Source organism: Streptomyces sp. BJ20 (genome assembly GCF_022869105.1).
GTDB lineage: Bacteria > Actinomycetota > Actinomycetes > Streptomycetales > Streptomycetaceae > Streptomyces > Streptomyces griseoincarnatus.
Genome location: NZ_CP094918.1, coordinates 6,755,037 through 6,773,628, shown reverse-complemented (window position 1 = coordinate 6,773,628; position 18,592 = coordinate 6,755,037). Strand labels below are relative to the sequence as shown.

Annotated in this window: 14 protein-coding genes; 10 read left to right on the top strand and 4 right to left on the bottom strand. The window is 72.6% G+C overall.

Annotated elements, in window-relative coordinates; translation table 11 throughout:
• Window positions 1-30: 30 nt before the first annotated feature.
• The 3 genes from MTR79_RS30370 to MTR79_RS30360 all read right to left on the bottom strand — a co-directional run bounded on the left by MTR79_RS30370 (window position 31) and on the right by MTR79_RS30360 (window position 5,375).
• Window positions 31-1,656, bottom strand: a complete 1,626-nt coding sequence (locus tag MTR79_RS30370) for a penicillin-binding transpeptidase domain-containing protein (protein WP_244792514.1) — start codon at window positions 1,654-1,656, stop codon at window positions 31-33.
• Window positions 1,657-1,823: 167 nt separating this feature from the next.
• The gene (locus MTR79_RS30365) at window positions 1,824-3,458 is read right to left on the bottom strand and encodes a penicillin-binding transpeptidase domain-containing protein (RefSeq protein ID WP_189364982.1); all 1,635 of its coding nucleotides are present in this window, start codon (window positions 3,456-3,458) and stop codon (window positions 1,824-1,826) included.
• A gap of 171 nt (window positions 3,459-3,629) precedes the next feature.
• Window positions 3,630-5,375 carry a phospholipid carrier-dependent glycosyltransferase gene (locus tag MTR79_RS30360; RefSeq protein WP_086703205.1) on the bottom strand — a complete coding sequence of 582 codons (1,746 nt, stop codon included), beginning with the start codon at window positions 5,373-5,375 and terminating at the stop codon, window positions 3,630-3,632.
• An 85-nt stretch (window positions 5,376-5,460) separates the two neighbouring features.
• Between MTR79_RS30360 and rsmI the strand changes: the two genes are divergently transcribed.
• The 6 genes from rsmI to MTR79_RS30330 all read left to right on the top strand — a co-directional run bounded on the left by rsmI (window position 5,461) and on the right by MTR79_RS30330 (window position 11,038).
• Window positions 5,461-6,330, top strand: a complete 870-nt coding sequence (gene rsmI, locus MTR79_RS30355; protein WP_086703203.1) for a 16S rRNA (cytidine(1402)-2'-O)-methyltransferase — start codon at window positions 5,461-5,463, stop codon at window positions 6,328-6,330.
• Between the two features lie 212 nt (window positions 6,331-6,542).
• Window positions 6,543-6,896 (top strand): hypothetical protein, encoded by a 354-nt coding sequence (locus tag MTR79_RS30350; protein ID WP_086703202.1) that lies wholly within the window; start codon window positions 6,543-6,545, stop codon window positions 6,894-6,896.
• A 10-nt stretch (window positions 6,897-6,906) separates the two neighbouring features.
• Window positions 6,907-7,818 (top strand): TatD family hydrolase, encoded by a 912-nt coding sequence (locus MTR79_RS30345; RefSeq protein ID WP_244792512.1) that lies wholly within the window; start codon window positions 6,907-6,909, stop codon window positions 7,816-7,818.
• 117 nt (window positions 7,819-7,935) lie between these two features.
• Window positions 7,936-9,192 carry a resuscitation-promoting factor gene (locus MTR79_RS30340; RefSeq protein ID WP_280518377.1) on the top strand — a complete coding sequence of 419 codons (1,257 nt, stop codon included), beginning with the start codon at window positions 7,936-7,938 and terminating at the stop codon, window positions 9,190-9,192.
• A 50-nt stretch (window positions 9,193-9,242) separates the two neighbouring features.
• A complete protein-coding gene (rsmA, locus tag MTR79_RS30335) occupies window positions 9,243-10,145 on the top strand; it encodes a 16S rRNA (adenine(1518)-N(6)/adenine(1519)-N(6))-dimethyltransferase RsmA (protein ID WP_244792510.1) in 903 nt (300 codons plus the stop codon).
• The gene (locus MTR79_RS30330; RefSeq protein ID WP_189364986.1) at window positions 10,142-11,038 is read left to right on the top strand and encodes a 4-(cytidine 5'-diphospho)-2-C-methyl-D-erythritol kinase; all 897 of its coding nucleotides are present in this window, start codon (window positions 10,142-10,144) and stop codon (window positions 11,036-11,038) included. Before rsmA ends, MTR79_RS30330 begins: the two co-directional genes overlap by 4 nt.
• Window positions 11,039-11,043: 5 nt before the next feature.
• Here MTR79_RS30330 and MTR79_RS30325 read toward each other — a convergent pair whose 3' ends face one another.
• Window positions 11,044-11,640 (bottom strand): Uma2 family endonuclease, encoded by a 597-nt coding sequence (locus MTR79_RS30325; RefSeq protein WP_114874355.1) that lies wholly within the window; start codon window positions 11,638-11,640, stop codon window positions 11,044-11,046.
• Window positions 11,641-11,796: 156 nt separating this feature from the next.
• Here MTR79_RS30325 and MTR79_RS30320 point away from each other — a divergent pair, with 156 nt between their 5' ends.
• The 4 genes from MTR79_RS30320 (at window position 11,797) to MTR79_RS30305 (ending at window position 18,503) form a co-directional block, all read left to right on the top strand.
• A complete protein-coding gene (locus MTR79_RS30320; protein WP_244792508.1) occupies window positions 11,797-13,608 on the top strand; it encodes an ABC-F family ATP-binding cassette domain-containing protein in 1,812 nt (603 codons plus the stop codon).
• A 244-nt stretch (window positions 13,609-13,852) separates the two neighbouring features.
• Window positions 13,853-15,646 carry a PQQ-binding-like beta-propeller repeat protein gene (locus MTR79_RS30315; RefSeq protein ID WP_086705241.1) on the top strand — a complete coding sequence of 598 codons (1,794 nt, stop codon included), beginning with the start codon at window positions 13,853-13,855 and terminating at the stop codon, window positions 15,644-15,646.
• A 68-nt stretch (window positions 15,647-15,714) separates the two neighbouring features.
• On the top strand, window positions 15,715-17,613 hold the full coding sequence (locus MTR79_RS30310) for a PQQ-binding-like beta-propeller repeat protein (protein WP_244792506.1): 1,899 nt from the start codon (window positions 15,715-15,717) through the stop codon (window positions 17,611-17,613).
• A 218-nt stretch (window positions 17,614-17,831) separates the two neighbouring features.
• Complete coding sequence (locus MTR79_RS30305; protein ID WP_006135813.1) at window positions 17,832-18,503, top strand: LuxR C-terminal-related transcriptional regulator; 672 nt, start codon at window positions 17,832-17,834, stop codon at window positions 18,501-18,503.
• Window positions 18,504-18,592: the final 89 nt, after the last annotated feature.

Below are 18,592 nucleotides of genomic sequence, written 5' to 3'. Positions count from 1 at the left end.
CGCCCGGGGCGGGGGACCGCCCCGGGTCTCTCAGCCGCCCGCCTTCAGCAGGGCCGCCACGACCGGGCCCGCCGTGGAGCCGCCGTGGCCGGCGGACTGGACGACGGCGGCCGCCGCCAGGTCGCCGCGGTACGCGGTGAACCAGCCGTTCGGCTTCTTCTGTCCGTCCACCTCGGCCGAGCCCGTCTTCGCGCCGCGCTCACCGTCCACCCCGGCCATCGCCTCCGTGGCGGTGCCGGCGGTCGCGGTGTACGACATCAGCTCCCGCAGCTGCGCGAGCGTGCCCGCGGACAGGGTGCGCGGAGCGGTCGCCAGCTGACGTCCGTCGACCTCCGGCGAGACCAGGTACGGCTGGTGGAAGACACCCGCCTTCACCGTCGCCGACACCGACGCCATGTTCAGCGGGTTCATCCGCACCCCGCCCTGGCCTATCAGCGACGCGGCCATCGGGGCCTTCGACTGCACGGGCACCGCGCCGTCGAACGTGGACACCCCGACCTTCCAGTCGTTGCGGCCCAGCCCGAAGTAGTCCTGGGCGTGCTGGGTGAGGTCGTCGTCCTCCAGCTTCGGGGCCTGGCTGATGAAGGCCGTGTTGCAGGAGGCTGCGAAGCTCGCGCGGAACGTGCCGTCCTTGATCTGGAACTTGTCCAGGTTCTGGAACTTCCAGCCGCCGTAGCTGAAGTACTTGGGGCACGGGTGCTTCTTGTCGATCGACGCGAGGCCCTTCTCGATCAGCATCGAGGAGGTGACCACCTTCATCGTGGAGCCCGGCGCCAGCGACCCCTGGAAGGCGACGTTGAAGCCGCGCGAGGAGTTCGCCGCCGCGAGTATCTCGCCCGTCGACGGCCGCACCACCACCACCGAGGCCCGCTTCCGCTTCGCCACCTCGGCCTCGGCGAGCGCCTGCAGGGACGGGCTCAGCGTGGTCTTCACCGTGCCCGGCGTGCCCTCGCTCAGCTCCAGCAGGGTCGTGTCGGCCAGCTCCGCCTTCTTGGACGCCTCGCCGCGCACCACACGCAGCTCGACGCCGGCCTCGCCGCCCGCCTTCTCGCCGTACTTCTCGCGCAGCCCGTCCAGGACGGACCCCAGTGACGGGTACTTCTCGGTGGTCAGCTCACCGCCGTCGCGGTCCAGCGCCTTCACCGGCGGGGTGCCGGCCTCGCCGGTGACCAGCTTGTCGCCCTCCCGCAGCTCCGGGTGCAGCACGGACGGCCGCCAGTCGACGCGCGGCTCCCCGTCCCCGGCCCGCCGCACCACCGTCAGCGTGCTGTCGTACGTCAGCGGCTTCGTCGTCTGCTCGTACGACACCGTGCCCTTGAGGGCGAAGGTGACCGAATCCCGGGCGGGGGCGCCCGGAGTGAGGGCGAGGTCACGGACGCGGGCGTCCTTCACGTACGAGGCGAGCGCCGCCTTCGCGGCCACCGGGTCGTCGGTCGCGGCGGCGGCCTCGGCGACCTGCCCGGACTGCCAGGCGGTGAGGAACGTCTCGGCGGCGGCGGTGACCTCGTCGGCCGTCAGCGGGCCCGACTTCACGGTCTCCGCCTGGGAGGCGGAGTCCCCGCCGTCCCGCCCCGCGCCCTCGACGAGTGCGTACGCGCCGTAGCCGGCACCGCCCGTCAGCACGACCATCGCCGCGCCGATCACGACCGGTCTCATGTTCCGCCGTTCCCCGGCGCGCCCTCTGTTCCCCACTGGTGTCCGTCCTCCGTGCCCCGCCCCGGCCCCCCGCGGCCCGCGTGGCTCTCGATCGAGTCAAGGCCCCGTCGGCGCAGCCACGCCGACGACGGCCCCCACCCTAAAGTCCCGCCCGACGGGCCGTGCGCTCAGCCGCCCGCTCGTAGCACGGCTGCGACAATCGGCCCCGCCGCGTCGCCGCCGTGGCCGCCCTGCTGGGCCATCGCGGCCGCCGCGACGTCGTTGCGGAAACCGGTGAACCAGCTGTCCGACGTGGCGTTGCCGTCGACCTCCGCGGAACCGGTCTTCGCGCCGATGTCACCGCCCAGGCCGGACATCGCCTTCTGCGCGGTGCCCTGGGTGGCGGTGAGCCGCATCATCTCCTTGAGCTGGGCCGACGTCTCCGACGACAGGCCCTTCGCCTGCGCCAGCTGACGGCCGTCCAGCTCGGGGGAGACCAGATACGGCTGACGGAACGCACCCGTGACGGCGGTCGCCGTCACCGAGGCCATGTTCAGCGGGTTCATCTGCACCTGGCCCTGACCGATGGCGTTCGCCGCCCGGTCCGGGCCGCCGGACGCCGGCACGCTGCCGTCGAAGGAGGCGATGCCGGTCTTCCAGTCGTCCCGGCCGAGCCCGAACCGCTCCTGTGCCTCCCGGGTGAGCGAGGCGTCGTCGACCGGCTCCTCGTCGATCAGCTTGATGAAGGCCGTGTTGCAGGACCGCAGGAAACTGTTGGCGAGGGTGGCGCCCTCGTTCGGCTCCATGCCGGTGAGGTTCTTGAAGGTCTGGCTCTTCCAGACCGCGGTGTCCGTGCAGGGCGCGGGGCCGTTCATGGAGGTCACGCCGTTGTCGATGAGCATCGCGGCAGTGATGATCTTCATGGTGGAGCCGGGGGCGACCTGGCCCTGGAAGGCCGCGTTGAAACCGTCGCCGCGGTTGTTGGCCACCGCCAGGACCTCGCCGGTGCTCGGCTTCAGCGCCACCACCGAGGACTCCGGGAAGTCCTTCACCGCCTTCTCGGCGGCCGCCTGCACCCCGGCGCTGAGCGTCGTGCGCAGCTTGCCCGGCTCGCCGTCGGCGAGGGTGAGCAGCGGGGTGTCCGCCTCGTCGGTCGCGTGCCGGATCGACAGCTCGACGGCCGGACTGCCGCCCGCCTTGTCGCCGTACTTCTGCCGCAGAGTGTCCAACACCGGCCCCAGGGAGGGGTACTTCTCCCTCGTCAGCACGGTGCCGTCGCGGTCCACCGCCTCGATGGGCGGCTGCGCGGACTCCCCGGTGACGAGGGTGTCCCCGTCCTTCAGATCCGGGTGGACGACGGACGGCTCCCAGTCGACCAGCGCGCGGCCGGTGGTCTGCCCGCGCACGACCGTCAGGGTGCTGGTGTAACGCAGCGGCTTGGAGGCGCCGTCGGCGGATACGGTCGCCTTCACCGTGAACGGCACGGTGGCGCCGCGCGGGGCGCCCGGCGTGATGTCGACCCGCCCTATGCGCGCCTCCTCGCCGTACGCGGCCAGCAACGCGCCCGCGTCCTGCGCGTTGTTCGTGTACGAGGCGGCCTGCGTGGCCCGCCCCTTCTCCCAGGCGCCGAGGAACGCCTCGGTCGTCTCGCGCACCTCGTCCTCGTCGGGCGGCCCCGACCTGGGCGTGTCCGCGGCACTGGAGCCGCCCCCGCCGCCTCCCCCGCCGATCGCCGAGACGATGTTGTACGCCCCGTACCCCGCTCCGCCGACCATCACGGCGAACACGCCGCCGACGACGGCGACCTTGACCCCCTTGCCCATCGGGCATTCCTCCCCGGCCGGACCCCCGCGCCGTCTGAACACGTTCAAAAGCCCGGCACGCCCCGAACCCTACGGGCTGCCCGCGCCCAACGGGGCGGGAGCAAGGGATCGTTGTCCCAAAGAGACCCGCACCCGAGGGGGCACCGCGCCCCGGTCGGAGGGCCCGGAGGGCTAGACCCACGTGTCCAGCCACATCCGCGAGCGCCAGTCGTCGATCGGGATCGGGGTGCCCGTGTAGATCGGCCAGAAGTAGATGAAGTTCCAGACGACCAGGAGGGTGAGGACGCCCGCCGCTGTCGCTCCTGCCACGCGGCGGGTGTCCGTGGAGCGGGGCGGGCCGACGATCGCGCCCAGGAGCATCGCCACCGCCAGGCACAGGAACGGCAGGAAGACGATCGCGTAGAAGTAGAAGATGGTGCGTTCCTGGTAGAAGAACCAGGGGGCGTACCCCGCGGCGATGCCGCAGGCGATCGCGCCCGCGCGCCAGTCGCGGCGGAAGGCCCACCGCCACAGCACGTACAGCAGCGCCAGGCAGCCCACCCACCACAGCATCGGCGTGCCGATGGCGAGGACCTCCTGCGCGCACTTCTCGCCCGCGTCCACCGGGCAGCCGTCCACGCCGGGCGCGGGCGACTCGTAGAAGTACGACACCGGGCGGCCTGCGACGATCCAGCTCCACGGGTTGGACTCGTACGTGTGCGGTGAGGACAGGCCGACGTGGAACTCGTACACCTGGTTCTCGTAGTGCCACAGGCTGCGCCACCAGTCGGGGAACAGCCACGACCAGTCGCTCCCCCGCCCGTCGCGGGTGGCCCAGTCGCGGTAGTAGCCGCCGCTGCCGTCCGTCGCGGAGAGGATCCAGCCGATCCAGGACGCGAAGTACGTGAACACCGCCACCGGAACCGTCGAGAGGAACGCCCAGCCCAGGTCCCGCTTCAGGACCGCCAGCCGGGGCCGCACCGCGCCCGCGACCCGGCGCGCGCCGACGTCCCACAGCACGGACATCACACAGAACGCGGCCATGACGTACAGGCCGTTCCACTTGGTGCCGATCGCCAGGCCCAGCATCAGGCCCGCCGCGAGACGCCACGGCCGGAATCCGATCCGGGTGTTCTCGGCGACGTCCACGTCCGGGCGGGCCCGCCCGTCGGCGTCCACAGGCAGCGCGGCGGCCAGCTTCCCGCGGGCCTTGTCCCGGTCGATCAGCAGACACCCGAAGGCCGCCAGCACGAAGAACATCAGCACGCCGTCGAGCAGCGCGGTGCGGCTCATCACGAAGTGCAGCCCGTCCACCGCCATCAGCGCGCCCGCGAGGCAGCCGAGGAACGTGGAGCGGAACAGCCGCCGCCCGATCCGGCACAGCATCAGCACCGACAGGGTGCCGAGCAGCGCCGTCATGAACCGCCAGCCGAACGGGTCGAAGCCGAAGATCAGCTCGCCCAGACCGATCACGTACTTGCCGACCGGCGGATGGACGACGTACGCGGCGTCCGTCGGGATCGGGACGTTGCCGCCCGAGTCCAGGATGAGCCGGTTGACCTCCTTGTCCCAGTTCACCTCGAACCCGCGGTGGACGATCGCCCACGCGTCCTTCGCGTAGTACGTCTCGTCGAATATCACCGCCTTGGGGTGACCCAGGTTCCAGAACCGCAGCACCCCCGCCACCAGCGTCACCAGCAGCGGACCGCCCCACCCCGACCAGCGGACGAAACGGTCGGCGAGCAGCGGCGGCACACCGAGCGTCTTCCACAGCCGGCCCGAGGGCTCGGTGTACGGCGGGACCAGGCGGTCGCGGACGTCGCCCCTGACGGCGGACGGGCGGTGGCCGAAACGCCGCAGCCGGTGCTGCCACGTCTGCCGCTGCTCGAGCGGCGACTGCTCCTGGCGGGTGTCCGGGGAGGACGCGGTACTGGTCACCGCGCCATCGTAGGGAACGGCGCTGTGTGAGTCCCGCGCATGGGCGGTATGCCCCGCCTCCGTCCGCTCCTGGGAGGATGGACGCGTGACCGGAACCCTCGTACTCGCAGGCACCCCCATCGGCGACATCTCCGACGCGCCGCCCCGGCTCGCCGAGGAACTCGCCGGCGCCGACGTCGTCGCCGCCGAGGACACCCGGCGGCTGCGCCGGCTGACCCAGGCGCTCGGCGTCACCCCCAAGGGGCGGATCGTGTCGTACTTCGAGGGCAACGAGACCGCCCGTACGCCCGAACTGGTCGAGGAGCTGGCCGGCGGCGCGCGCGTGCTGCTCGTCACCGACGCGGGCATGCCGTCCGTGTCCGACCCCGGCTACCGGCTGGTCGCCGCGGCCGTCGAGCGGGACGTCCGGGTCACCGCGGTGCCCGGGCCGTCCGCCGTGCTCACCGCGCTCGCCCTGTCCGGGCTGCCCGTGGACCGCTTCTGCTTCGAGGGGTTCCTGCCCCGCAAGGCGGGGGAGCGTCTTGGCCGGCTGCGGGAGGTCGCGGACGAGCGCCGCACCCTCGTCTACTTCGAGGCCCCGCACCGCCTCGACGACACCCTCGCCGCGATGGCCGAGGTGTTCGGCGGTGAGCGCCGGGCCGCCGTCTGCCGCGAGCTGACCAAGACCTACGAGGAGATCAGGCGCGGGCCGCTCGCCGAGCTGGCCGCCTGGGCGGCGGAGGGCGTGCGCGGGGAGATCACCGTGGTCGTCGAGGGCGCCCCCGAGAAGGGCCCCGAGGAGTACGACGACGCCGAGCTGGTACGCCGGGTGCGGGTGCGCGAGGAGGCGGGCGAGCGGCGCAAGGAGGCCATCGCGGCGGTCGCGGCCGAGGCGGGGCTGCCGAAGCGGCAGGTCTTCGACGCGGTGGTGGCGGCGAAGAACGCCGGGAACGTCCGAGACGGCGGGGCGCGGTGACGGCCGGACGCCGCCCCTTCGCCATGACCGGACGTCGCCCCTTCGCCATGAGAAGGAAGGGCGTCGGTAAAGAGTCCGGGACGTTCGGGTAATCCACGGCCAATTCGGCGCCAATACTCCGTCCGTTCCCGTGTGCTCATGGCCGCCGGGGAGTCCACTGGTCGAAGGGGCGGGCACGGGCCCGTCCCGTCAGCGGACCGACAGGAGCCGGCATGACCGAGATCCCCGGACCGGGCGGACTGCGCGCGGGCGCCACCGCCGTCGTCACCGAGGCGTACGCCTTCGCCTGCATGCGCTGCGGGTACGGCTGGGAGCAGTCGTACGAGATAGAGCACCACGTCGACGCCGACGGCCGCACCTTCGTGCTGTACGTGGCGGACGGCCGGATCGTGCCCTCCCCGCTCAGCCGGCCCGCCTGCCGCAGCTGCGACGGGCATGTCGTACGGATCCTCCGCCCGGGCCGCGTCGCCTCGGCCCGCGACGCCGCCCACCGGGAGCGCCGGGTGCCGGCCGCCGGGCCGGTGGAGGCGCCCTGGGCGCCGGAGGGCTCCGCGCCGCTTCCGTAGGATCGGGGGCATGCCTGTCGACGACCGAGACAAGAACGCCGCGCCGCCGCTTCCGGAGCCCCTGCGGGTGCCGGTCGCGGACTCCCACACGCACCTCGACATGCAGTCCGGCACGGTCGAGGAGGCCCTCGCCAAGGCCGCGTCGGTGGGAGTGACGACCGTGGTGCAGGTCGGCTGCGACCTCAAGGGCTCCCGGTGGGCGGCGGAGACGGCCGCGGCGTACGACGCGGTCCACGCGACGGTCGCGCTCCACCCCAACGAGGCCCCGCGCATAGTCCACGGGGATCCTGGGGGCACCTCCCGGCCCTCTGGGGCTGGGGGAGGCTGGTCGCGGCAAGGGGCCCGTGAGCCCGGCGGGGACGCGGCGCTGGACGAGGCGCTCGCCGAGATCGACCGGCTGGCCGCGCTGCCGCAGGTCAAGGGCGTCGGCGAGACGGGCCTCGACCACTTCCGCACCGGTGAGGAGGGCAAGGAGGCCCAGGAGCGGTCCTTCCGCGCCCACATCGAGATCGCCAAGCGGCACGGCAAGACGCTCGTGATCCACGACCGCGACGCCCACGCGGACGTGCTGCGCGTGCTGAAGGAGGAGGGCGCCCCCGAGCGCACCGTCTTCCACTGCTACTCCGGGGACGCGGAGATGGCGGAGATCTGCGCCCGCGCCGGCTACTACATGTCCTTCGCCGGCAACGTCACCTTCAAGAACGCGCAGAACCTGCGGGACGCCCTGGCCGTCGCCCCGCTGGAGCTGGTCCTGGTGGAGACCGACGCGCCCTTCCTCACCCCCGTGCCCTACCGCGGCCGGCCCAACGCCCCCTACCTGGTGCCGGTCACCGTGCGTGCCATGGCCGCCGTGCGCGGCATCGACGAGGAGGCGCTGGCCGGCGCGCTGGGCGCCAACACCGCGCGCGCCTTCGGCTACTGACGGACCCGCGGCACGTGCACGTTCCGTAGTCGTGTCGCTTGGGGGAGTGACCGGTGCTCGGCTAGGTTCTGGGAGCCCCCTCGGGGGTTCCCGTGGCCAGCCCTGGAGCGTGTCGGCGTGAGCACCACCCTGCGGTTCGAGACGTATCAGAAGACGTGTCCGACGCACGCCGTGTGCGGCGGCATCCACGAGGCGGAGACCGTGCCCGCCCTGCCCCGCCGCGCACCCGCCCCCGCGCCGAGGCGGTCCGCGCACCGCCGCCCCGGACGGTACGCCGAACGGGCCGGGGCCGCGCGCCGACTGCTGCCGAAGGCGCTGGTCGTCGCGTTCCTCGCGGGCGGCACCAGCGCCTTCGTCGCCGAGGACAAAGGCGTCGAGCTGACCGTCGACGGCAGCCCCCGCACCCTGCACACCTTCGCCGACGACGTCACCGGGCTGCTCGCCGAGGAGGGCGTGCACACCGGGCCGCACGACGAGATCAGCCCCGCCCCCGGCACCGCCCTGGAGGACGGCGACACGGTCGAGGTGCGCCACGCGCGTCCGCTGCTGCTCACCCTCGACGGGACCCGGCAGCAGGTGTGGACGACCGCGGCCACCGTCCACGGGGCGCTGCGGCGGCTCGGCGTACGGGTCACCGGCGCCCATCTGTCCGTCCCGCCCGGCACCCCCGTCGGACCCGCCGGGCTCGCCGTGGAGGTCCGCACCGAACGCGCGGTGACCGTCCTCGCCGACGGACGGGCGCGCACCGTCCGCACCAACGCCGCGACCGTGCGGGAGGCCGTGCACCAGGCCGGGGTCACCCTGCGCGGACGCGACACCACCTCCGTCGCCCCCGGCAGCTTCCCGCGCGACGGCCAGACCGTCACCGTGCTGCGCATCACCGACGGCACGGAGGTCCGCGACGAGGAGATCCCGTTCACCGAGGAACGCATCGAGGACCCCGCGCTGGCCCACGGCACGGTGGTCGTCGACCGCGCCGGGCGGCCGGGGCTGCGCCGCCTCACCTACGCGCAGCGCACCGTCAACGGGGTCCGGCAGCGGCCCCGGCTGCTGAGCACGGACGTGGTGCGCGAACCCGTCGCGCGCCGGGTACGGGTCGGCACCCGGCCCGTCCCGATGTCCGTGCGCGGCGCGGACACGCTGGACTGGGACGCGCTCGCGCGGTGCGAGTCCGGTGGCCGGCCCGACGTCACCGACCCGTCGGGCACGTACGGCGGGCTGTACCAGTTCGACACCCGCACCTGGCGCGACCTCGGCGGCGCCGGCCGCCCCCAGGACGCGCCCCCGGCGGAGCAGACGTACCGCGCGAAGCGGCTGTACGTCCGCAGCGGCGCCGCCGCCTGGCCGCACTGCGGGGCCCGGCTGCGCGGGTGACGGCACCGGCGGCGACCGGGGCGTGCCCGCGCGCCCCGTACCCTTGTCCCGTGACCAGCCCCACCCCCGACGCCCTCCTGGGCCCCGCCGACGTCCGCGAACTGGCGGCCGCCCTCGGCGTACGGCCCACCAAGCAGCGCGGCCAGAACTTCGTCATCGACGCCAACACGGTCCGCCGTATCGTGCGCACCGCCGAGGTACGCCCCGACGACGTCGTCGTCGAGGTCGGCCCCGGACTCGGCTCGCTCACGCTGGCGCTGCTGGAGGCCGCCGACCGGGTCACCGCGGTGGAGATCGACGACGTGCTGGCCGGGGCGCTGCCCGCCACGGTCGCCGCCCGCATGCCGGAGCGCGCCGACCGGTTCGCGCTGGTCCACTCCGACGCGATGCACGTCACCGAGCTGCCAGGACCGGCGCCGACCGCGCTGGTCGCCAACCTCCCCTACAACGTGGCCGTACCCGTGCTGCTGCACATGCTCGAGACCTTCCCGAGCATCGAGCGCACGCTGGTGATGGTCCAGTCCGAGGTCGCCGACCGGCTCGCCGCCGCCCCCGGCTCGAAGGTGTACGGCGTGCCCTCGGTCAAGGCCAACTGGTACGCCGAGGTGAAGCGGGCCGGGGCCATCGGCCGCACCGTCTTCTGGCCCGCGCCGAACGTCGACAGCGGCCTGGTGTCGCTGGTGCGGCGCGCGGAGCCGCTGAAGACCACCGCGACCCGGCGCGAGGTGTTCGCCGTGGTCGACGCGGCCTTCGCCCAGCGCCGCAAGACGCTGCGCGCCGCCCTCGCCGGGTGGGCGGGCTCGGCCGCGGCGGCCGAGGCGGCGCTGGTCGCCGCGGGCGTCTCGCCGCAGGCGCGGGGCGAGTCGCTGACCGTCGAGGAGTTCGCGCGCATCGCCGAGCACAAGGACACCGAGCACAAGGACACCGAGCACAAGGAGCGGGGCCCGCAGTGAGCGTCACCGTCCGCGTCCCCGCCAAGGTCAACGTCCAGCTCGCGGTCGGCGCGGCGCGCCCCGACGGCTTCCACGAGCTGGCCAACGTCTTCCTCGCGGTCGGCCTGTACGACGAGGTGACCGCCACCCCGTCGCCGGACGGACCGCGCATCACCTGCGAGGGGCCGGACGCCGCACAGGTCCCCCTCGACCGCACCAACCTCGCCGCCCGCGCCGCCCTGGCCCTCGCCGAGCGGTACGGCCGCACACCTGACGTGCACCTCCACATCGCCAAGGACATCCCCGTCGCGGGCGGCATGGCCGGCGGCAGCGCGGACGGCGCCGGCGCGCTGCTGGCCTGCGACGCGCTGTGGGGGACGGGTGCCTCGCGCGAGGAACTCCTCGACATCTGCGCCGAGCTGGGCAGCGACGTGCCCTTCAGCTTGGTGGGAGGGGCCGCGCTCGGCACCGGGCGCGGCGAGAGGCTGACGGAGCTGGAGACCGGGGGCGCCTTCCAGTGGGTGTTCGCGATGGCCACACGGGGGCTGTCCACACCGGCGGTGTTCCGGGAGTTCGACCGGCTGGCGGAAGCGCGGGAGATCCCGGAGCCGGTGGCTTCGCAGGAGCTGCTCGGCGCGCTCGCCAAGGGTGATGCGGAAGCGCTCGCGGCCACCGTGTCCAACGATCTTCAGCCGGCGGCGCTGTCGCTGTTCCCGGAGCTGGCGGACACGCTGGCCGCGGGGCGCGCGGCGGGGGCACTGGCCTCGCTGGTGTCGGGGTCGGGGCCGACGACGGCGTTCCTGGCGCGGGACGCGGAGGCGGCGGAGGCCGTCGCGGCGGCGCTGCGAACCTCCGGCACCTGCCGAGACGTACGCACGGCGTCGGGGCCGGTGGCGGGGGCCACGGTGGTCTGAAGGGCTCAGGGCCGCACTTCCACCGGGCTCAGGTCGATGGCGATGGCGGAAGGCTTGTCGACCTTGATCCGGTCGCGGTGCACGCCCATGTGCACGTAGGACTGCGTCATCGGGTCGAGCTCGTAGACATGGACGAGGGGACGGCCGTTGGTTCCGTCCTGCTCCACGCGCCAGTAGTTCGGGATTCCCGCGAGGGCGTACTTGAGTGGTTTGGTCGTCCTGTCGCGGGACTCCGAATCGGGTGAGACCACCTCCACGACGAGCAGGACGTCCTCAGCCTGGAAACTGGTCTGGTCCAGCCCGGTGACGGCATCGGCCCGCACCACACTGACATCGGGTTCGGGGCCGTTGCGCTTGTCCAGGATCACGGCCATCTCCCGCTCGACACTGAACTCCGGGCCCAGGCAGCTGCGCAGTCCGTTGACCAAGAGGTCGATCACAAGGAAGTGGAAGCGACGCTGCGGACTCACGAAAACCAGACTCCCGTCGATCAGCTCGGTGTGCGGCGGGAGATCGGGCAGCGTGAACAGGTCGTCCACGGTGTAGCCGTCCTGCGGCGGCACCGGCCACCGGACGCGGTGCTTCACGGGTTCGGCGGTCATGATTCCTCCCATGGACGGGATCCTGCTGCCTGCCCCTTACCGTAGCCGCCCGTTTCCGATCACGTCATCACAAAGGGTGACCATCTCCTCGCGTCACGACCGCCCCCCGGCAGGGCCTACGCTGGAAAGCTGATCGATCCACCGGGCAGGAGCAAAATGGCCGTCAATCTGGTCAATGTCGAGAACGTCAGCAAGGTGTACGGCACGCGTGCGCTGCTGGACGGGATTTCGCTCGGCGTCTCCGAGGGGGACCGGATCGGGGTCGTGGGGCGCAACGGGGACGGCAAGACCACGCTGATCCGCATGCTGGCCCGGCTGGAGGAGGCCGACACCGGGCGGGTGACGCACTCCGGCGGGCTGCGGCTCGGCGTACTCACCCAGCACGACTCGCTCGACCCCGGGGCGACCGTCCGGCACGAGGTCATCGGCGACATGGCCGACCACGAGTGGGCGGGCGACGCCAAGGTCCGTGACGTGCTCACCGGACTGTTCGGCGGGCTCGACCTGCCCGGCTTCCCCAAGGGGCTCGACACCGTCATCGGACCGCTGTCCGGCGGCGAGCGGCGCCGCATCGCGCTGGCCAAGCTGCTCATCGAGGAGCAGGACCTGATCGTCCTCGACGAGCCGACCAACCACCTCGACGTCGAGGGCATCGCCTGGCTCGCCGAGCACCTGCGCAACCGCCGCTCCGCGCTCGTCTGCGTCACCCACGACCGCTGGTTCCTCGACCAGGTCTGCACCCGCATGTGGGACGTGCAGCGCGGCGTCGTCCACGAGTACGAGGGCGGCTACTCCGACTACGTCTTCGCCCGCGCCGAGCGCGAGCGCATCGCGGCCACCGAGGAGGCCAAGCGGCAGAACCTCGTCCGCAAGGAGCTGGCCTGGCTGCGCCGCGGCGCCCCCGCGCGCACCTCCAAGCCGCGCTTCCGTGTCGAGGCCGCCAACGAGCTGATCGCGGACGTGCCGCCGCCGCGCGACAGCAGCGAGCTGATGAAGTTCGCCTCCTCGCGGCTCGGCAAGACCGTGTTCGACCTGGAGGACGTGACCGTCCAGGCCGGGCCCAAGGTGCTGCTGAAGCACGTGACCTGGCAGCTCGGACCCGGCGACCGCATCGGCCTGGTCGGCGTCAACGGCGCCGGCAAGACCTCCCTGCTGCGCGCGCTCGCCGAGGCCGCCCGCAGCGAGGGCGAGACGCAGCCCGTGGCGGGGCACATCCGCGTCGGGAGGACCGTCAAGCTGGCCTATCTGTCGCAGGAGGTCGCCGAACTCGACCCCACCTGGCGGGTGCTGCAGGCCGTGCAGCAGGTGCGCGAGCGCGTCGACCTCGGCAAGGGCCGCGAGATGACCGCCGGCCAGCTCTGCGAGACGTTCGGCTTCAACAAGGAGAAGCAGTGGACGCCCGTCGGGGACCTCTCCGGCGGTGAGCGGCGCCGTCTCCAGCTGCTGCGGCTGCTGATGGACGAGCCCAACGTCCTCTTCCTCGACGAGCCCACCAACGACCTCGACATCGAGACCCTGACCCAGCTCGAGGACCTCCTCGACGGCTGGCCCGGCTCCATGATCGTGATCTCCCACGACCGGTTCTTCGTCGAGCGCACCACCGACCGGGTCTTCGCCCTGCTCGGAGACGGCACCCTGCGGATGCTGCCGCGTGGCATCGACGAGTACCTGGAGCGCCGCAAGCGCATGGAGGAGGCCGCCGCCGCCTCCGCCCAGGCCGCCGCACCGGCCCGCGGCGCGACCTCCGAGAAGAGCGCCGCCGACCAGCGCGCCGCGAAGAAGGAACTCCAGCGCATCGAACGCCAGTTGGACAAGATCTCGGCCAGGGAGGCCACCCTCCACACCGCCATCGCCGAGAACGCCACGGACTTCGCGAAGGTGGCCGAACTGGACGCCGAGCTGCGGGACCTGGCCGGTCAGCGCGACGAACTGGAGCTGCGCTGGCTGGAACTCGCCGAGGACGCCTGACCGGCGCGCGAGCCGCGTCACGCGCCTGCGTGCGGGGAGCGCGCGCCGCGTGAAGAGGGCGTGAAGGCACGTAACGGGCGCATCACAGGCCGGTCCTCCCTTGGGAACAGGGGAGGACGCGGCCCGGTGGCGTGTCGGTGCCGGGTGATAGAAAGAGCCGTCTGGTAAGTGACCGACGACGACTCTGGGTCATCACGAACCTCAGGGCGTGGCTAAAAATCAGTGAGCAAGGGGGAACGCGCTGATGACTCAGCCGCCCAACCAGCCGCCTCAGGGTGGCTTCGGACCTCCGCAGGAACCGCCGCCGGGCGGTGGTTTCGGACCGCCGCAGACGCCGCAGACTCCTCCGCCCCCGCAGGGCGCCCCGTCGACGCCGCCGCCCCCGCAGGGCCAGCCGTCCGGAGCCCCGCAGCCCGGGTACGGCTACCCGCAGCAGCCTCCGACGCAGCCCGGTCCCTACGCCTCCGGGCCGTACCAGCAGCCCGGCCCCTACGGACAGCCGCAGCAGCCGGGCCCGTACGGCACGCCCGGGTACGGCTACCCGCAGCAGCCCGGATTCCCCGGGGCGCCCGGCACCCCGCCCGGCGGCGGCTCCCGCAACCCCTTCAAGGGCAAGCCGCTGCTGATCGCCGCCGCCGCGGTGGCGGTCGCGCTGGTCGTCGGCGGCACGGTGTGGGCCGTCTCCGGCGACGACGACAAGAAGGAGCCGGTCGCCCGGCAGACCGACGACCCCAAGCCGGGCAAGTCCGGCGCCGCCCCGGTCAACCCGGGCGACGGCAGCGGCGACGGCGGCGAGGAGACCGAGGACCTCAACGAGGGCCGCCAGGCCGGCGAGTCCAAGGTGCTCTGGTACAAGGAGGCGCCCGACGCCCCCGGCTCCGGCGCCGACGCCCCCGGCCAGTGGATCACCGGCGAGACCGCGGTCAAGGCGGCCTACAAGGACCTCTACGGGTACAACGTCACCGACGGCAAGCCCGCCTGGGACACCATCACCTTCCCCCACAAGATCTGCGCGGTCACTCCGGGGAAGACGGCCGACGACAAGATCGTCGTCGCGTCCATGAGCGGCAGCAGCGACAGCGCCAAGTGCAACCAGCTCCAGCTCGTCGACCTCGTCACCGGCGAGAAGGGCTGGACGCAGGAGGTCGCCGACGGCGCGCTGTTCGACAGCGTGCTCTCCATCGAGATGTCCCTCGCGGGCAACACGCTGATGGTGGGCCGCTCCCAGTCCGGCACGGCGTACGACGTGCGCACCGGCAAGAAGCTGTGGGACTCCAAGCGGTACGGCGACGACCCCTGCTTCCCCGCCGCGTTCGCGGGCGGCAAGCGGCTGATCCAGGTCGCCTCCTGCGGCGCGGGCGGCGCCAACGCGCACGACGAGGTCCGCGAGCTCGACCCCGCCACCGGCAAGGCCAGGTGGACGTACAAGTACGCCAAGGGCTGGCGCGTCGAGCGCACCTTCTCCGTCGACCCGCTGGTCGTCTACGCGACCAAGCAGGAGGAGGGCAGCGACAAGAAGTCGTGGAACATCGCCGCCTTCACCTCGGCAGGCAAGCTGCGCTCCCAGGTCGCCGTCGACGAGAAGTTCGACCCGGGCTGCGGCTGGGCCATCCTCGCGCGCGACCTCCAGGGCTGCACGGGCGTCGTCGTCGCGGGCGACACCCTCTACCTGCCGACGGCCGCCACCACCGGGGCCAACGAGCTCGTCGCCATCAGCCTCGCCAACGGCAAGGAGCTGTGGCGCGAGTCCTCCCCCGCGGAGGAGTCGATGATCCCGATGAAGGTCGAGGGCGGAAAGCTCGTCGCCTACGTCGAGCCGTCCTACGACGCCGGCGGCCGTGTCGTCGCCCTGCCCGTCAGCGGTGCGAGCCACAAGCCGGCCACGCTGATGCAGAACCCGCAGGCGGTCGCCGACATCGAGAACGGCTTCTTCAGCAAGGCGATCGACTGGGTCGACGGCCGCTTCTACCTGTCGACCACCCGGCTGAACGGCAACGACGACGCGAAGGAGAAGTTGATGCTCGCCTACGGCACATGAGGCCCGTGAGCGCAACTCGCGTCACTTTCCCGCCGCCCGTCGTCCCCTTCCCCTGAGGTACCCACGTCATGAGCCAGCCGCCTCCGCCGCCCAACCAGCCCCCGCAGCAGCCGGGGTTCGGGCCGCCGCAGGAACCGTCGGAGCCGCAGACGCCCCCGGCTCCCGCCACGCCTCCCACCCCGCCCGCGCAGCCGCCCCAGCAGCCCGCCGGGCCTGACCTGAACAAGGCGCCCCAGCCGCAGCCGGGCTACGGCTACCCGCAGGCGCCGGGGACCCCGCCGCCCGCCGCGCCGCCGACGCCCCCGCAGGGGCCCGGTTACGGCTACCCGCAGCAGCAGCCCGCCGGTTACGGCTACCCGGCCCAGCAGCCCGGCCCGTACGGCCAGCCCGGCCCCTACGGCCAGCCGCAGCAGCCGGGACCGTACGGGCAGCAGCCTCCCTACGGCTACGCGCAGCCGACCGTGCCGATGCAGGCGCAGGCCGGACAGCCCGGCGGCGGCCGCAAGGTCAACGCCCAGGTGGCGATCATCGTCTCGGCGGTCGTCGCGATCGCGCTGATCGTCGGCGGCGGCGTCTGGTACGCGAACTCGTCCGGCAAGGACGACGACAAGCAGACCACCGCCGAGGGCGGCGACACCAAGGGCGGCGAGGGCGACGGCAAGGAGGGCGGCTCCGGTGACGGGGGCGCCACCACCGGCGAGGCCGAGGAGAAGGCGCCCGCCGCCACCGGGTCCAAGGTGCTGTTCCAGGTGCCCTCGCCCAAGGTGCCCAAGGGCGTCACGACCATCTCCATCGCCGGTTCCTGGCTGACCGACTCCGTCTACGCCAAGAGCGGGCTGTCGGAGATCACCGGTTACGACCGCAAGAGCGGCACCAAGAAGTGGACGCTGGACCTCCCCGGTCCGGTGTGCGCGGCGACCCCGCACGTCACCGAGGACAACAAGACGGCGATCGTCCACAAGCCGGCCATGCCGAGCAAGACGGACCCCCAGGCCTGCACCGAGGTCGCGGTGGTCGACCTGGCGGCCGGCAGCAAGGTGTGGACGAAGACCGCCAAGTCCGGCACCATGCCGGTCAGCTTCAACAACGTCACGATCGGCGGCGGCACCGTCGCGGCCGGCTCCACCAGCGGCGGCGCCGCCTGGGACCTCGCCACCGGTGACGAGCGCTGGGCGCCGAAGACGTCCGACTCCTGCTACGACGCCGGGTACGGCGGCGGCGCCAAGCTGGTCGCGGTCCGCAAGTGCGGTTCGTACGACCAGCGTCAGCTGCACATCCAGAACGTCGACCCCAAGACGGGCGACGTCCTCGCCGAGTACAAGATGGACGAGGGCATCGAGTACGCGGCCGTCGTCTCCACCGACCCGCTCGTGGTGGCCGCCGACGTCGGCGACAGCGCCGGTGACGGCAGCGGCATCTCCGACTTCTTCTCCATCGACAACAAGACCGGCAAGCTGCGCGCCCGCCTCTCCGCGCCGGGCGACGAGTTCGCCGCCCGCTGCGACGCCATCTACAAGGTGGAGAACTGCACGGGGGTCACGGTCGGCAACGACCGGCTGTACATCGCCACCGAGGAGCACGACAGCGGCGGCGACTCCTACAGCCAGACCAACGAGGTCGTCGCCTTCGACCTGGCCACCGGCAAGCAGACCGGTCAGCGCGCCGACGCCGGCGAGAACTACGAGATCTTCCCGCTGCGCATGGACGGTCCCGACGTCATCGCGTACAAGCGGCCGCCGTACGACAAGGGCGGGCAGGTCGTCAGCATCGACGGCGAGTCCTTCAAGGAGACGATCCTGATGGAGAACCCGTCGACGGAGGCGGTGCGCGACGTCGAGTCGCGGATGTCGCCCGACTACTCGGAGATCCAGTTCGGGCAGGGCGGGCTGTACATGTCCTCCGTGTACGCGAGTGACTTCACGAGCCGTGAGAAGGAGTACTCGGTGATCGCCTTCGGTACGGAGTGATCGTTCGCGGTCGCTCCGTGGGTTCGCCGACGGCCCCGTCCCTGCTCAGGGACGGGGCCGTTCGCGTACCGCTCATCACGCGCTCTTCGCCATCGAACACGAGAATTTCGGCGTTCCGGGGCGATTCTCGCCGGTAGGGGAAGCGCGACGTCGAACAAGCGTGTAGCTTCCGGGGGCATCCGGGGGTGTGGTGGGTTGTCTGGGGGGATGGTTGTCCGATGGGAGTGCGGCTGATGGTGGTCGACGACCACCGACTGCTCGCCGAGGCGCTGGCCTCGGCGCTGAAGCTGCGAGGGCACAGGGTGCTGGCCGCGGCGGCGCCCGCGGCGGGGGCCGCGGACCTGGTGATCAGCAGGGCGCCGGAGGTCTGTCTGCTGGGGACGGCGGCGCCGGCGGAGGCCGGGACGTTCGACCCGGTGGTGAAGATCAAGCGGGAGCGGCCGCAGGTGGCGGTGGTGGTGCTGGGGCCGGTGCCGTCGCCGCGGGGGATCGCGGCGGCGTTCGCCGCGGGGGCGTCGGGGTACGTACGGCACGACGAGCGGATCGAGGGCGTCGAGCGGGCGATGCTGAAGGCGCGGGCGGGGGAGGCGGCGGTGGCGCCCGCGCTGTTGCAGGGGGCGTTCGGGGAGCTGCTGAATCCTGCTGCTCAGCCGGACGACGAGGGGGCGCGGTTGTTGTCGATGCTGACGCCTCGGGAGGTCGAGGTGCTGGTGCGGGTCGCGGAGGGGGAGGACACGCGGCTGATCGCGGCGGGGATGGGGATCGCGCCGTCGACGGCGCGGACGCATGTGCAGAGGGTGTTGATGAAGCTGGGGGTGGGGTCGAGGCTGGAGGCGGCGGCGCTGGCGGCACGTACGGGGTTGCTGGACCGGGCGTCGACGCGGTCGTAGTGGGGGGCTGAGGTCTGAAATCTGAGGTCTGAGGTCTGACGCCTGCGGCGCGTCGTGCCGTCCGGCGGGGGTTCGGGTTTGACGCCTGC

What these genes read in the sequence shown, in the direction of transcription:
- MTR79_RS30325 (WP_114874355.1), bottom strand. Translation starts at nt 11,640, where the DNA reads ATGACCGCCGAACCCGTGAAGCACCGCGTCCGGTGGCCGGTGCCGCCG.
- MTR79_RS30310 (WP_244792506.1), top strand. Translation starts at nt 15,715, where the DNA reads ATGAGCCAGCCGCCTCCGCCGCCCAACCAGCCCCCGCAGCAGCCGGGG.
- MTR79_RS30370 (WP_244792514.1), bottom strand. Translation starts at nt 1,656, where the DNA reads ATGAGACCGGTCGTGATCGGCGCGGCGATGGTCGTGCTGACGGGCGGT.
- MTR79_RS30345 (WP_244792512.1), top strand. Translation starts at nt 6,907, where the DNA reads ATGCCTGTCGACGACCGAGACAAGAACGCCGCGCCGCCGCTTCCGGAG.
- MTR79_RS30320 (WP_244792508.1), top strand. Translation starts at nt 11,797, where the DNA reads ATGGCCGTCAATCTGGTCAATGTCGAGAACGTCAGCAAGGTGTACGGC.
- MTR79_RS30305 (WP_006135813.1), top strand. Translation starts at nt 17,832, where the DNA reads ATGGGAGTGCGGCTGATGGTGGTCGACGACCACCGACTGCTCGCCGAG.
- MTR79_RS30350 (WP_086703202.1), top strand. Translation starts at nt 6,543, where the DNA reads ATGACCGAGATCCCCGGACCGGGCGGACTGCGCGCGGGCGCCACCGCC.
- MTR79_RS30365 (WP_189364982.1), bottom strand. Translation starts at nt 3,458, where the DNA reads ATGGGCAAGGGGGTCAAGGTCGCCGTCGTCGGCGGCGTGTTCGCCGTG.
- MTR79_RS30315 (WP_086705241.1), top strand. Translation starts at nt 13,853, where the DNA reads ATGACTCAGCCGCCCAACCAGCCGCCTCAGGGTGGCTTCGGACCTCCG.